This is a genomic window from Enterobacter sp. MGH119, assembly GCF_001037675.1.
In the GTDB taxonomy this organism is placed as follows: Bacteria; Pseudomonadota; Gammaproteobacteria; order Enterobacterales; family Enterobacteriaceae; genus Enterobacter; species Enterobacter hormaechei_C.
In genome coordinates this window covers 1,260,611-1,274,385 of record NZ_KQ089929.1, presented here as the reverse complement: position 1 = coordinate 1,274,385, position 13,775 = coordinate 1,260,611, and the positions used below count along the sequence as shown (strand labels likewise).

14 protein-coding genes and 2 tRNA genes are annotated in these 13,775 nt (G+C 54.8%); 5 read left to right on the top strand and 11 right to left on the bottom strand.

Features of this window, described 5'->3' with window-relative positions:
- Positions 1-118: 118 nt before the first annotated feature.
- The 3 genes from SK53_RS05945 to mdtK all read right to left on the bottom strand — a co-directional run bounded on the left by SK53_RS05945 (position 119) and on the right by mdtK (position 1,803).
- Positions 119-195 (bottom strand) — tRNA-Val (locus SK53_RS05945).
- 4 nt (positions 196-199) lie between these two features.
- Positions 200-276, bottom strand: a tRNA-Val gene (locus SK53_RS05940).
- A gap of 153 nt (positions 277-429) precedes the next feature.
- Positions 430-1,803: an MdtK family multidrug efflux MATE transporter gene (gene mdtK / locus SK53_RS05935; protein ID WP_003857645.1), complete on the bottom strand. Its 1,374-nt coding sequence runs from the start codon at positions 1,801-1,803 to the stop codon at positions 430-432.
- A 225-nt stretch (positions 1,804-2,028) separates the two neighbouring features.
- Between mdtK and SK53_RS05930 the strand changes: the two genes are divergently transcribed.
- Positions 2,029-2,670: a riboflavin synthase gene (locus SK53_RS05930; RefSeq protein WP_003857643.1), complete on the top strand. Its 642-nt coding sequence runs from the start codon at positions 2,029-2,031 to the stop codon at positions 2,668-2,670.
- Positions 2,671-2,701: 31 nt separating this feature from the next.
- Here the strand turns inward: SK53_RS05930 and cfa are convergent, their stop codons facing one another.
- Complete coding sequence (gene cfa, locus SK53_RS05925; protein ID WP_003857641.1) at positions 2,702-3,850, bottom strand: cyclopropane fatty acyl phospholipid synthase; 1,149 nt, start codon at positions 3,848-3,850, stop codon at positions 2,702-2,704.
- A gap of 298 nt (positions 3,851-4,148) precedes the next feature.
- Positions 4,149-5,348 (bottom strand): purine nucleoside transporter PunC, encoded by a 1,200-nt coding sequence (punC, locus tag SK53_RS05920; protein WP_045336562.1) that lies wholly within the window; start codon positions 5,346-5,348, stop codon positions 4,149-4,151.
- Between the two features lie 112 nt (positions 5,349-5,460).
- On the opposite strand from punC, the gene punR reads away from it, so the two are divergent.
- Positions 5,461-6,372 carry a DNA-binding transcriptional activator PunR gene (gene punR, locus SK53_RS05915; RefSeq protein ID WP_003857638.1) on the top strand — a complete coding sequence of 304 codons (912 nt, stop codon included), beginning with the start codon at positions 5,461-5,463 and terminating at the stop codon, positions 6,370-6,372.
- Between the two features lie 17 nt (positions 6,373-6,389).
- Here punR and purR read toward each other — a convergent pair whose 3' ends face one another.
- Positions 6,390-7,415: an HTH-type transcriptional repressor PurR gene (gene purR, locus SK53_RS05910; protein ID WP_003857634.1), complete on the bottom strand. Its 1,026-nt coding sequence runs from the start codon at positions 7,413-7,415 to the stop codon at positions 6,390-6,392.
- A gap of 297 nt (positions 7,416-7,712) precedes the next feature.
- On the opposite strand from purR, the gene SK53_RS23545 reads away from it, so the two are divergent.
- Both SK53_RS23545 and SK53_RS05900 read left to right on the top strand, forming a co-directional pair.
- On the top strand, positions 7,713-7,802 hold the full coding sequence (locus SK53_RS23545) for a cytochrome bd-I oxidase subunit CydH (RefSeq protein WP_003857632.1): 90 nt from the start codon (positions 7,713-7,715) through the stop codon (positions 7,800-7,802).
- A 161-nt stretch (positions 7,803-7,963) separates the two neighbouring features.
- Entirely contained in the window at positions 7,964-9,130 is a 1,167-nt protein-coding gene (locus SK53_RS05900; RefSeq protein ID WP_003857631.1) for an MFS transporter, read from the top strand.
- 37 nt (positions 9,131-9,167) lie between these two features.
- On the opposite strand, the gene sodB is transcribed toward SK53_RS05900, so the two are convergent.
- A complete protein-coding gene (gene sodB / locus SK53_RS05895) occupies positions 9,168-9,749 on the bottom strand; it encodes a superoxide dismutase [Fe] (protein ID WP_003857629.1) in 582 nt (193 codons plus the stop codon).
- 122 nt (positions 9,750-9,871) lie between these two features.
- Complete coding sequence (locus SK53_RS05890) at positions 9,872-10,630, bottom strand: C40 family peptidase (protein WP_023313959.1); 759 nt, start codon at positions 10,628-10,630, stop codon at positions 9,872-9,874.
- A gap of 338 nt (positions 10,631-10,968) precedes the next feature.
- Here SK53_RS05890 and grxD point away from each other — a divergent pair, with 338 nt between their 5' ends.
- Entirely contained in the window at positions 10,969-11,316 is a 348-nt protein-coding gene (gene grxD / locus SK53_RS05885) for a monothiol glutaredoxin 4 (RefSeq protein WP_003832760.1), read from the top strand.
- A gap of 79 nt (positions 11,317-11,395) precedes the next feature.
- Here grxD and rnt read toward each other — a convergent pair whose 3' ends face one another.
- From rnt to SK53_RS05870, 3 genes are all read right to left on the bottom strand, one after another.
- Positions 11,396-12,055 carry a ribonuclease T gene (gene rnt / locus SK53_RS05880; protein WP_003857625.1) on the bottom strand — a complete coding sequence of 220 codons (660 nt, stop codon included), beginning with the start codon at positions 12,053-12,055 and terminating at the stop codon, positions 11,396-11,398.
- Between the two features lie 96 nt (positions 12,056-12,151).
- Positions 12,152-12,559, bottom strand: a complete 408-nt coding sequence (gloA, locus tag SK53_RS05875; RefSeq protein WP_003857623.1) for a lactoylglutathione lyase — start codon at positions 12,557-12,559, stop codon at positions 12,152-12,154.
- A gap of 99 nt (positions 12,560-12,658) precedes the next feature.
- Positions 12,659-13,756, bottom strand: coding sequence for an alkene reductase (locus tag SK53_RS05870; RefSeq protein ID WP_023324540.1), 1,098 nt, complete (start codon positions 13,754-13,756; stop codon positions 12,659-12,661).
- Between the last annotated feature and the right edge of the window lie 19 nt (positions 13,757-13,775).

Below are 13,775 nucleotides of genomic sequence, written 5' to 3'. Positions count from 1 at the left end.
GCTTATGCCATTCCGCTTTTCCCGGTACGCGCGGGCTGGAGGTCACTTTCGATGTGCTTAAAAGGTTTGCTGCCTCTGCATGAGGCTGAACGGGAATGAAATGTGAGAGAAAACAGATTGGTGCGTCTGAATGGACTCGAACCATCGACCCCCACCATGTCAAGGTGGTGCTCTAACCAACTGAGCTACAGACGCAAGATGGTGCGTTCAATTGGACTCGAACCAACGACCCCCACCATGTCAAGGTGGTGCTCTAACCAACTGAGCTATGAACGCATTGTGTTGTCGGTGACAACGGGGACGAATATTAGCGGCACAGCACCAAGGTGGCAAGAGGGAAAATGCATTTTTCTCTCTGATTTCACGCGATTGCTTCATTACCGCGCAAAGTGAAGAGAAAGTAGCCGCCAGCCGGCGGCTACAGGGTCATTAACGTGCAGCGCGCTGCAAAATAACCGTAGAGGGCTGACGTTGCAGGAAACGCATGCGCAGCATCATCATAATGGCCGCAGACGTTAAGCCGATGATAAAGCCCATCCAGAATCCGGCTGGCCCCATGCGATCCACCACCAGATCCGTGAGCGCCAGAATGTACCCGCACGGCAGACCCAGCACCCAGTAAGCGATAAAGGTGATAAAGAAGATGGAACGCGTATCTTTATACCCACGCAGCACGCCGCTGCCAATGACCTGGATGGAGTCAGAGATCTGATAAATGGCCGCCAGCAGCATCAGGTGCGAGGCCAGAGTCACTACCTCCGGGTTGTCGTTATAGAGCAGGGCAATTTGCTCACGCAACAGCACGGTAAAGAGGGCGGTACAGACCGCCATGCAGACGCCGACGCCCAGCCCGGTGCGGGCAGCCGTTTGCGCATCCAGCGTAGAACCTTGCCCCAGACGGAAGCCCACGCGAATCGTCACCGCAGCCGCCAGCGACATCGGCAGAACAAACATCAAAGAGCTGAAGTTCAGCGCGATCTGGTGGCCTGCCACATCAATAATCCCTAACGGCGAGACCAGCAGGGCGACGACGGCAAACAGCGTCACTTCAAAGAACAGCGCCAGCGCAATGGGCAGACCCAGCTGTGTCAGGCGGGTCAACATCGACCAGTCAGGCGTGCTAAAGGTGGTGTCGTTGCGAATGTCGCGCATGGATCGCGCATGCTTAATGTAGGTGAGCATGCTTCCGAACATCACCCAGTACACCGCTGCCGTCGCCACGCCGCAGCCCACGCCGCCGAGTTCCGGCATGCCAAAATGACCGTAAATGAAGATATAGTTCACGGGAATGTTCACCAGCAAGCCGATAAAGCCCATCACCATGCCCGGCTTGGTTTTTGCCAGCCCTTCACACTGGTTACGTGCCACCTGGAAGAACAGATAGCCGGGCGCGCCCCAGAGCAGGGCGCGCAGATAACCGACCGCCTTATCCGCCAGCGCCGGGTCGATATTATGCATGGCGCGAATAATATACCCGGCGTTCCACAGGACGATCATAATCAGGACGGAGACGAACCCGGCCAGCCAGAAGCCCTGGCGCACCTGATGGGCCACGCGGTCACGTCGACCGGAGCCGTTAAGCTGTGCGATGACGGGCGTTAGCGCCAGCAGCAGGCCGTGACCAAACAGAATGGCCGGGAGCCAGATTGAGGTTCCGATCGCCACGGCGGCCATATCGGTGGCGCTGTAACCACCGGCCATTACCGTATCCACAAATCCCATTGCGGTTTGGGCTACCTGCGCGACGATCACCGGTATTGCCAGTGCCAATAACTGACGCGCTTCGATCATATACTTCTGCACGTGAACACCTTTGTATTGTAGTTATTTGAGAGACTAAAAAGGCCGCCGTTACTGGCAGCAAGAAGAAAAAACAGAGGGATGCCAGCTATTGTAGCGGGGTTTAACTAATTATCTAGTGAAAAAATCGCCAGAAATTGCGCATCACTGGCAACCTGTTTTTTCAACTGTTATTGTGGTGGGATTATACGGTGTCATCGCCGTTCGGAATGAACAGGAGCTGTAAGCATGTTTACTGGTATTGTGCAGGGCACTGCCAAAGTGGTGTCCATTGATGAAAAACCGAATTTCCGCACTCACGTGGTTGAGCTGCCTGAATATATGCTCGACGGCATTGAAACCGGGGCGTCGATAGCGCATAACGGCTGCTGCCTGACGGTGACCGAAATTAACGGTAATCAGATTAGCTTTGATTTAATGAAAGAGACGCTGCGCATCACTAACCTGGGTGAGCTGGTGGTAGGAGATATCATCAACGTTGAACGCGCGGCGAAATTCAGCGATGAGATTGGTGGGCATCTGATGTCGGGCCATATTATGACCACCGCAGAAGTGGCGAAAATCGTGACCTCGGAAAATAACCGTCAAATCTGGTTCAAGGTGCAGGATCCGTCATTAATGAAATACATCCTTTATAAAGGATTTATTGGCATCGATGGGATTAGTCTGACCGTCGGTGAAGTGACGCCAACGCGTTTTTGCGTGCATTTAATTCCTGAAACGCTGCAACGTACTACGCTTGGCGCAAAAAAATTGGGGCAGCGCGTAAATATCGAAATTGATCCGCAGACCCAGGCGGTCGTGGATACCGTTGAGCGCGTGCTGGCGGCGAAAGAGGCGGCGATAATAAAGACCGTGGAAGAAGAATAAAAATTAACCCCGGGAAACCGGGGTTATTTTTTCAGCGAGCCACCCGCAAGCCGTGCTCAATCCCACGACTAAACACCACCTGCCACAGCTGTATATCCCGCGCACGGAACGCGCCCGCACAGGCATTCAGATAATAGCTAAACATCCGTTTGAATCGTTCCGAATAGTTGTCGGCGATTTCAGGCCATGCAGCCTGGAAACGTTCATGCCAGGCCATCAGGGTCGTGTCGTAATCTGCGCCGAAGTTATGCCAGTCTTCCACAATAAAATGCGGTTCGCTGGCGTTCGCAATCTGGCGAACAGAGGGTAAACAGCCATTCGGGAAGATATATTTGTTGATCCAGGGGTCCACATTGTTATCGGTGCGCTTAGAGCCGATGGTGTGTAGCAGGAAAATTCCGTCAGGCTTCAGGTTACGATCGGCGACCTCAAAGTAGGTCTTGTAGTTCTTCGGCCCCACGTGCTCGAACATACCTACGGAAACAATACGATCGAACTGCTCATTCAGGTCGCGGTAGTCCTGAAGCCGAATATCAACATCCAGTCCTAGACAGCGTTCCTGCGCCATCTTCTGCTGTTCAGCCGAAATCGTGACGCCGACTACGCTGACGCCGTAATTTTTCGCCATAAACCAGGCAAGACCACCCCAGCCACAGCCGATGTCCAACACACGCATACCGGGCTGTAACTGCAATTTATCGCAGATCAGTTGCAGCTTATCCTGCTGCGCCTCTTCCAGGGTCGTCGCTTTTTTCCAGTATCCGCAGGAGTACTGCATTAAAGGATCGAGCATACGGCTGAACAAATCGTTGCCAAGGTCGTAATGCTCTTTACCGACGATCCATGCCCGTTTTTTACTTTGCAGATTGAACAGGCGGGCGGAGGCGATACGTAAGGTATCTTTGAAATGACGAGGGAGCTGTTTTTCAAGACCGGCGCGTAATACGCTGGAGAAGAACATATCCAGCCGCTCACACTCCCACCAGCCGTCCATATAGCTTTCACCCAGCCCTAACGATCCCTCCTGTAACACGCGTTTGAAAAAATCGGGATGCTTTATCTGGGGATCGGAGGGGGATGAGCCATTAATCGTAATGCCCGCACGTCCCAACAGTTCACTGACGATCCGGGACCAGTTATCGTCCGGAACGCTGACTTCTTCTATACACGATGAACTCATAGCTTCTCCATCACCTTGCTGTGATCAGAACCTTAAAACAGCGTAGACGCTTTTTTGGTTTGTGAGAAATCTCACGGTAAATGCCCGCGAGGCTAATATCCGACGTAGAACAGAGGAAGGGAGATAACCCTTGCCGAAATGCCTTCCATGGTAAAACGGGAGCGCTCCGGCTCCCGTTAACACTTAATATTTATCGTATTTAATCGAACCAAATTCAGTATAAGCCGCAAAATTTGGTGATTCAACAGAAAATTGTTAGCCACCTAATCACTGGTTTTTAACATAGTTTCCCGCGCAATCAGGCGTGCGACGTTTCGGTTTGTGCATTGTCATTCTGCTCGCGAAGCGCGGAGGACTGCATGCGATAGCCCAATCCCGCCAGCGCAACGGTGATCAGCATCACGCTGGTAGTGGTGAGCAGCGGGGTTGCAATCAACGCAGAGACCACGAGACTTGCCAGGAAGCACAGGCCAAGTTGCAGGGTATTTTGCAGCGCGGCAGCGCGGCCTGTCGCCTGCGGAAATGGACGCAACGCCTGGGCTACAACGATAGGGTAGATGGCCCCGTTAGCGATCGCCATGACGCAGAACGGAATCAAAATTTCTGCAAGCCCGGCGTCGGGAATAAAGCCGACAGCCCAGGTCGCAATCACGCTTAGCGCATACAGCACCAGCAGCCAGGGCAGCATCTGTTGGCCTTCCCATTTTTGCAGCGCGGCGCGACAGCCATAGCCACCCACCAGGAAGGCGATGGTCTGTGGTACATAGCTCAGGCCGATAGCCGCCGGGCTGTAGCCCATGTCATGCAGAATGAACGGCGAACCGGTCAGCCAGGCAAAGAAGCTGGCAGAGCAGGCGGCATAAATCAGCACGTTACCGCGATAGGCTTTCGACCGCAGTAAAGAGGTAAAGGTGATGGGCTTCGCGTCCGGATGCGTCTCTTTTTTATGCGCCGGTTTAAGCCCGAACGCGGGCAGCATCAGGACCAGCGTAATAGCAAAGAGCGTGGCGAAAATGGCCTGCCAGTCGAAATGCGCCAGGATCCAGCTGCCCAGTAACGGGGCAAGCGCCGGCGACAGGCCGACCAGGGGCATAATGGTGGCGAATATGCGGTTAGTGCGCGAGGCGGGGTAGTAATCGGTTACCAGCGCCTGCCAGGTCACCGCAGCGGCACAGACACCGACCGCTTGAATAAAGCGCAGCGCCAGCAGCCAGGCGGCATCGCGGACCCACAGCATGCCCAGACAGCCTGCGGCAAAAATCGCCAGCCCCAACAACAGGACGGGTTTACGGCCAAAACGATCCGAGAGCGGCCCCCACAGCAATTGCGCAAAAGCAAAACCGGCGAGGAACAAACTCAAACTGGCGCTGATGGCGGCGGCAGGGGTTTGCAAATCTTCCTGCATCGCGGCGAACGCGGGCAGATACATATCGGTCGCCAAAAAGCCCAGCACGCTTAAGCCGCCGAGCCAGACTAAAAATCCTTTCCTGGGTTGCACTTTTTTTCTCCTGAGGAGGCAGGTGTACGTTGGCGCAGAGTGTAGGGAGTGCAAAGCGGCTTGTGAAACGCTAATATTTGGCGGGTGCATTCAAAAAATTTGCAGGCTAAAGATGTGGTCAGATTATTCCCTTGAAGTGGTTGATGCCGTGGCGCGTAACGGCAGCTTTACCGGCGCCGCCCAGGAGCTGCATCGCGTTCCCTCGGCGATCAGTTACACGGTGCGTCAGCTGGAAGCGTGGCTGGCGGTGCCGCTGTTCGAGCGGCGTCATCGCGACGTGGAGCTCACGCCTGCCGGAGCGTGGTTTTTGAAGGAAGGGCGGTCTGTCATCAAAAAAATGCAGATCACCCGTGAGCAGTGCCAGCAGATCGCCAACGGCTGGCGCGGGCATCTCGCTATCGCGGTGGATAACATTGTTAAGCCGGAGCGGACCCGGCAGATGATCGTCGATTTCTATCGTCATTTTTCCGACGTCGAACTGCGTGTTTCGCAGGAAGTGTTCAACGGCGTCTGGGATGCGCTGGCGGACGGCAGGGCGGAGATGGCGATTGGTGCAACCCAGGCGATCCCGGTTGGTGGGCGCTACGCGTTTCGCGACATGGGCATGCTGAGCTGGACCTGCGTGGTCGCGCGCGATCACCCGCTGGCAGCGCTGGAAGGGCCGCTGAGCGATGACACATTACGCAACTGGCCCTCGCTGGTGCTGGAAGATACCTCCCGCTCGCTGCCCAAGCGCATTACCTGGTTGCTGGATAATCAGCGCCGCGTGGTCGCGCCGGACTGGGAGTCGTCAGCCACCTGTCTGAGCGCGGGGCTGTGCGTTGGCATGGTGCCGGTGCATTTTGCGCGCCCGCGCATCGACGCGGGAGAGTGGGTGGCTCTGACGCTGGAAAACCCCTTCCCGGATGCCGCATGCTGTCTGACGTGGCAGCAAAACGACGTCTCGCCCGCCATGGCCTGGCTGCTGGATTATCTGGGAGACAGCGAAACGCTGAACCGGGAGTGGTTGCGGGAACCAGCATAGCTGGCCCCGGAAAGTGATTAACGACGGTAGTCGCGGAACGGACCGTCCGCAACGGAACGGCGTTCTATCAGGCGCGGGTGAACTTCAATGGACTGGGACTGTTCACGCTTGTTGACGATCCTGTCCAGCAGCATGTTGAAGGCCGTTTCACCCAGCGAATCTTTCGGCTGGTGAATGGTGGTCAGCGCCGGGGTAAAGAAGCGGGCGTTGCGCACGTTGTCATAGCCGATCACCGAGATATCCTGGGGGACGCGCAGGCCGAGTTCATCTGCCGCGCATAGCGCGCCCATCGCCATGATGTCGCCGCCGCAGAACACCGCGGTAGGGCGATGCGGCTGGGAGACGATCTGCTGCATGGCGCGATAGCCTGACTCCGGCTCGAAGTCGCCCTGAACAATCCAGTTTTCCGGCACGGTGATCAGCGCCTCTTCCATCGCTTTCATGAAACCGGCCAGACGGCCAGCACCGGTGTTACGCTCCAGAGGACCCGGGATCACGCCAATTTCACGATGACCGCGTTCTACCAGATAACGCCCCGCCATGTAGCCGCCTTCAAAGGCGTTATCAATAACGGAGTCGGTGAAGTCTGCGCGCGCCTCGCCCCAGTCCATGACTACCATCGGAATGTGGCGATACTCTTCCAGCATGGAAAGGACCGACTCAGGGTATTCAGAACACATTACCAGCAGGCCGTCGACGCGCTTTTGCGCCATCATTGACAGGTAAGCGCGCTGTTTTTCAATGTTGTTCCACGCATTGCCCAGAATCAGGGTATAGCCTTTCTGGAAGCAGTTTTTTTCAACGGCTTCGATGATTTCAGCAAAATAGGCCGCTTCACTGCTGGTGGCCAGCAGGCCAATCGATTTGGTGTGATTAACCTTCAGGCTGCGGGCGACGGCACTTGGCGAGTAGTGCAGTTCTTTGATTGCCGCCCAGACGGCATTACGCGTCTCTTCAGCGACGAAACGCGTTTTGTTAATAACATGTGATACGGTTGTAGTGGAAACGTTTGCGCGTTTTGCTACGTCTTTAATTGTTGCCATTAAATGTCACTCCAGACCATACCCTAAGCACCTGAAAAAATTGAAGGTAAACGTTTGCCTTCTCTCACCCTTATTACGCAAACATGAGTTGCGACACGCCGGGAAAACGACACAGGACGTCAGGAGGGGGTCAGTGGCCGGTACGCTAATAAATTTAGCGTGGAATTTTGTCCTATCTTGATGAAAAGGGGAAGAGGTAAAGTGGATATCCGTTTAAATCCTGGAAGATTTTTGACCTGAACTGTGTAAAAATGAGCAAGCTCACTTTTCGTAGGGTGAATAAAAGGAGAAAAATTGATGAGTACCGATCTGAAGTTTTCGCTGTTTACCACCATTGTTGTTCTTGCTCTGATTGTTGCCGGTGGTTTAACCGCTGCACTGCACTGATTCAGGCGGAGGGAGAACCTTCTCCCTCTCTTGCCGCTATTGTTACCTCTCCGGCAAAAATCTTTTGCCAAAATGTTAACTTCTCATTTTTTGTGATTGATGTCATGCTTTTGACTTCTTAGTTCTGTGCCGGGTTATGGCACGGTATCCGGAGTCTCTTCATGAAAATCAATTTTCCCCTGCTGGCCCTGGCGATTGGCGCCTTTGGGATTGGCACCACTGAATTCTCCCCGATGGGGTTATTGCCTGTTATCGCCCGGGGGGTGGACGTCTCTATCCCTGCGGCCGGTATGTTAATTAGCGCCTACGCGATCGGCGTGATGGTGGGCGCGCCGCTGATGACGCTGCTGCTTTCGCACCGTGCGCGCCGTAACGCGCTGATTTTCCTGATGGCGATTTTCACTCTCGGCAATGTGTTTTCCGCGATTTCGCCCGATTACACCACTCTGATGCTTTCGCGCATTCTTACCAGCCTCAACCATGGCGCCTTCTTCGGACTGGGCTCGGTTGTTGCTGCCAGCGTGGTGCCAAAACATAAGCAGGCCAGCGCGGTAGCCACTATGTTTATGGGCCTCACCATCGCTAATATCGGCGGCGTTCCCGCCGCCACCTGGCTGGGAGAAGCCATCGGCTGGCGTATGTCTTTCCTCGCAACCGCCGGACTGGGCGTGGTCGCGATGGTTGCGCTGTTTTTCTCACTGCCGAAAGGAAGTGCTGGAGAACGTCCGGAAGTACGTAAAGAGCTGGCGGTGCTGATGCGTCCTCAGGTGTTGTCCGCGCTGCTCACCACGGTGCTGGGGGCCGGGGCGATGTTTACGCTCTACACCTATATCTCCCCGGTGCTGCACGACATAACCCACGCAACGCCACTCTTTGTTACCGCGATGCTGGTGCTGATTGGTGTCGGGTTCTCGATTGGCAACTATCTCGGCGGGAAATTTGCCGACCGCTCCGTGAGTGGGACGCTGAAAGGTTTTTTAACGCTGCTGATTGTCATCATGGTGGCGATTCCGTGGCTGGCGCGTAACGAAGTGGGTGCCGCGATTGCCATGGTGGTGTGGGGCGCCGCAACCTTTGCCGTGGTGCCACCGTTGCAGATGCGCGTAATGCGCGTTGCACACGAAGCGCCGGGGCTCTCTTCATCGGTGAATATCGGTGCGTTTAACCTGGGCAATGCGCTGGGGGCCGCAGCGGGCGGGGCGGTGATCTCCGGTGGTTTGGGTTACAGCTTTGTGCCGGTGATGGGGGCGATCATTGCCGCACTCGGCCTGCTGCTGGTGATAATGTCTGGTCGTAAACAGCCTCAAGCGGTGTGTACGGCGGAATAAACAAAAACGCAGAAGGGCTGCCCCTTCTGCGTGTCTCTTACGCGGCGAAGTTCTTCGCAACAAATTCCCAGTTAACCAGTGCCCAGAAGTGTTCCAGGTAGTTCGGGCGCGCATTACGGTAATCAATGTAATAGGCGTGTTCCCATACGTCCACGGTCATCAGCGGCGTGGCGCTGGTGGTCAGAGGGGTACCCGCATTAGAAGTGGAAACGATAGCCAGTTTGCCATCAGCCTCTTTTACCAGCCAGGTCCAGCCGGAGCCAAAGTTTTTAACGGCTGCGTCAGTAAACTTCGCTTTAAAATCCGCGAAACTGCCGAACGCGGCGTTAATCGCTGCCGCCAGCTCACCGTCAGGTTCTCCGCCTGCATTCGGGGCCAGGCAGTGCCAGTAGAAGGTGTGGTTCCACACCTGTGCGGCGTTGTTGAATACGCCGCCGTCTGAACTGCGCACGATCTCTTCCAGCGTTTTGCCTTCAAAATCGGTGCCCTTGATCAGGTTATTCAGGTTGGTGACATAGGTCTGGTGATGCTTGCCGTAATGGTACTCCAGGGTTTCCGCGGAAATATGCGGGGCCAGGGCGTCTTTTGCATACGGTAGTGCAGGTAATTCGAACGACATTGCTTCTCTCCTTATAGTTTTATACGTTGCCAATAACCCTACAGACAACAAGGACAGGATAGCAAATTGAAAGGGTATGCAAAAGAGGAACTTACCCTGCCACAGAGGCGGCAGGGCAGGGGCTAGCGGATGGTTTTTGGCGTCATCACGCGGCGCGCACCCACATAGTGGCGCACCCAGTAATCTTCGCTGAGAGAGGTGATCTGAATGTCCTGACCGCTGCGCGGTGACTGGATAAATTTACCGTTACCCACATACACCCCAACGTGATCGGCCGTACCGCGTCCCTGGGTGCGGAAGAACACCAGGTCGCCATTTTGCAGTTCGCCACGGTTTACAGGGGCGGCGTCGCGCAGATGGTACATCTCATTGGCGGTGCGTGGAATGCGAAACTTCACCAGATCTTTATAGGCATAATAAACCAGCCCACTACAGTCAAAACCGGTGCGCGGAGAGGTGCCACCCCAGCGATACGGCTTACCTATTTGCCCCATCAGTTTGTTCATCGCCGTTTTTTGCGCTTTCTGCATGCGCGCTTTATGCACGTCAGCCAGCTTCGTCACTTTTGCGCATTTCGTTTTATGGCCTTTGCGCACGGTGCATTTTTCATTCACCAGGCTGGCGGTTGTGCGGGTGGTTTTGTGCGTGCCGGAGCGGAGAGTTTTGGTTTTACTGGAGGCGGTCTTTTTGGTCTGAGCGGTGATTTTCTTCTTAACTGTTTTGCTGGTGGTTTTTTTCTTACGTTCTGTGGATTTTGCCAGATGCGTTTTTTGTACAGCAGAATGCCGCGCCTGTTCAGAGGCGTTCGCCGCTGGCGTAAATGAGAGTGTGGTAAACAGTAAAGCACAGAGCGTCATCGAGATTTTAGTTATCCGCGCCACTGGGCAGTCCCCTGATAAATGCAGGCCACAATGCATACCCGCGTGAGATTTACAAAACCTGTCGATTCTAATCCATAAAATCAGAAGAAGTTAATAGCATTTTTCATTCAAAAATTATGTTTCGTTAGCAAGTGCAAAAAAATTCACCATTCTGACGCACTCCTGTTCGCTCCTTAAGCAAAACCGCACCCCGTCTGGCGATAAACGACATTAGCAATGCAACTTTATGCGATAAGCGATAAAATAATTAGACGTGACAAAAATGTTATTTTCCGATGTCGGCCTGACCCGCTACAATGTCAGACTGATGCCGTAACAGAAGTTAAAGGAAGCAAGACATGAGCACCACTATTGAAAAAATTCAGCGCCAGATCGCTGAAAACCCGATTCTCCTGTACATGAAAGGTTCTCCGAAGCTGCCAAGCTGCGGCTTCTCCGCGCAAGCGGTTCAGGCGCTGTCCGCCTGTGGTGAGCGTTTTGCTTACGTTGATATCCTGCAAAACCCGGACATTCGCGCTGAATTGCCAAAATACGCAAACTGGCCGACCTTCCCACAGCTGTGGGTTGATGGTGAACTGGTTGGCGGATGCGACATCCTGATTGAAATGTATCAGCGCGGCGAACTGCAACAGCTGATCAAAGAGACTGCGGCGAAGTATAAAACCGAAGAGCCGGACGCAGAATAAGTTTTCTGCGGATATAAAAAAGCGACCACATTATGTTGGTCGCTTTTTTTTTGTCCTAGGGGGCTGTTGATAACCCAACCTACGATTGAAGATCGGCCTCGTCGCCCATCGGCAGCGGCCAGCCGCCCAGACGTTTCCAGCGGTTGACGATCTCACAGAACAGCTCCGCCGTACGCTCGGTGTCGTATAACGCGGAATGCGCCTGGGTACCGTCAAACGCAATACCCGCCGTGATGCAGGCTTTCGAGAGCACGGTTTGCCCCAGCGCCAGGCCGCTCAGCGCGGCGGTGTCGAAGGTCACAAACGGATGAAATGGATTGCGCTTTAGCGAGGCGCGCTCGGCGGCAGCCATGGTGAAGCTGTGATCGAACGTAGCGTTGTGGGCTACCATGATGGCGCGGCTACAGTCATTCTCTTTCATGCCTTTGCGCACCATTTTGAAAATGGCGTGCAGCGCCTCGTATTCGCTTACCGCCCCGCGCAGCGGGTTTGTCGGATCGATACCGTTAAAGGCCAGCGCCTCTGGCTGTAAGTTTGCCCCTTCAAAGGGTTCAACGTGGAAATGCAGCGTGGTGTCCGGTACAAGCCAGCCCTGTTCATCCATCTTCAGCGTGATGGCGGCAATCTCAAGCAGCGCATCGGTTTTAGCGTTAAATCCGGCTGTTTCAACATCAATGACAACGGGATAAAAACCACGAAAACGGTCGCACAGACCGGTAAATTGAGCGTTATCGGACATCAGGGTCTCTTACAAGGGGGAAAAAGCAGTGCGCATTATGCCAAATTTTGAGAGGGGATGCAGCAAAACAACGGGCGCATAGTGCGCCCTGCGGGATCAATTGCCCAGACCGCGACCAGCGTCTTTGGCTTCAATCAGTTCGATTTTATAACCGTCCGGATCTTCCACAAACGCAATGACGGTGGTACCGCCTTTAACCGGACCGGCTTCACGGGTGACGTTACCGCCATTGCTGCGGATACGTTCGCAGGCTTCGGCGGCGTTATCCACTTCCAGCGCGATGTGTCCGTAAGCCGTACCCAGCTCATAGCTGTCTACGCCCCAGTTGTAGGTCAGCTCGATGACCGCTTCATCAGATTCCGGGCCGTAACCGACAAACGCCAGAGAGTATTTATATTCCGGATTTTCGCTGGTGCGCAGCAGCTTCATGCCCAGAACGTTAGTGTAGAAATCGATGGAACGTTGCAGGTCGCCAACGCGCAGCATGGTGTGAAGTAGGCGCATAATTTCCTCATTAACCAGTGGAATGGATTATCTTTTTGAACAGAAACGATGTTTTAGTATAGCGGCGAAAGGTCGCCGCTATCAATGTACAAAGCGGGATTACAGTGAAGGGTAGTCGGTATAACCTTCCGCGCCGCCGCCATAGAAACTTTCAGGGCGCTGCGGGTTCAGTTCGGCTTTCTTCTGCAAACGGGCAACCAGATCCGGGTTAGCAATGTAGTCACGGCCAAAGGCCACGGCGTCGATCAGGCCTTTCCCGATCAGATCTTCAGCTTTCTCTGCCGTATACGCGCCCGCCCCGATAATCACGCCGTGGAAGCGCTCGCGCACTTTCTGGCGGAAGGCTTCACTATAAGGCTTGCCGCCTGCCCAGTCCGGCTCGGACATGTGCAGATAGGCGATACCGCGTTTCGCCAGCTCTTCAATCAGATACAGCGCGTCTGCTTCTTCGTTCGGACCGTTGTCGACGTTCTGGAAAGTACCGATCGGGGAGACACGAATACCAATGCGGTCTGCGCTCCACTCATTACAGACAGCATCCACCACTTCAAGCACCAGACGCGCGCGGTTTTCAACGCTGCCGCCGTACTGGTCGGTACGCTGGTTGGAAGAAGGGGACAGGAACTGATGCAGCAGGTAACCGTGCGCAGAGTGCAGCTCAACCAGGTCGAAGCCCGCTTCACGGGCGTTGGCGACGGCCTGACGGAAATCATTCACAATACCCGGGATCTCGTCCAGCTCCAGCGCGCGTGGCGTGGTGGTGTCAACGCGGATCGCATTACCGTTTTCATCGCGCAGGGAAGTGCGGGTATTGGCGTTCAGGGCAGAAGCAGAAACCGGCGCCTGACTGCCAGGCTGGATGCTGCTGTGTGAGATACGTCCGGTGTGCCACAGCTGAACCGCAATACGGCCATCTTCAGCATGAACACCTGCGGTGATTTTTTTCCACGCGGCGATCTGTTCCGGGCTGTGCAGACCCGGCGCACCGGCGTAGCCTTTTGCCTGGGCAGAAATCTGCGTGGCTTCGGAAATAATCAGGCCCGCGCTGGCGCGCTGACGATAATACTCACCCATCAATGGCGTTGGGATATCGCCCGGCTCGATGCTGCGCAGACGGGTGAGTGGGGCCATAAACACGCGGTTTGGGGCAGTAACGGCACCCACTTTCAGTGGGGTAAACAGCTTTTCAGCGGACATAATGGCTCCTGAGTAGACC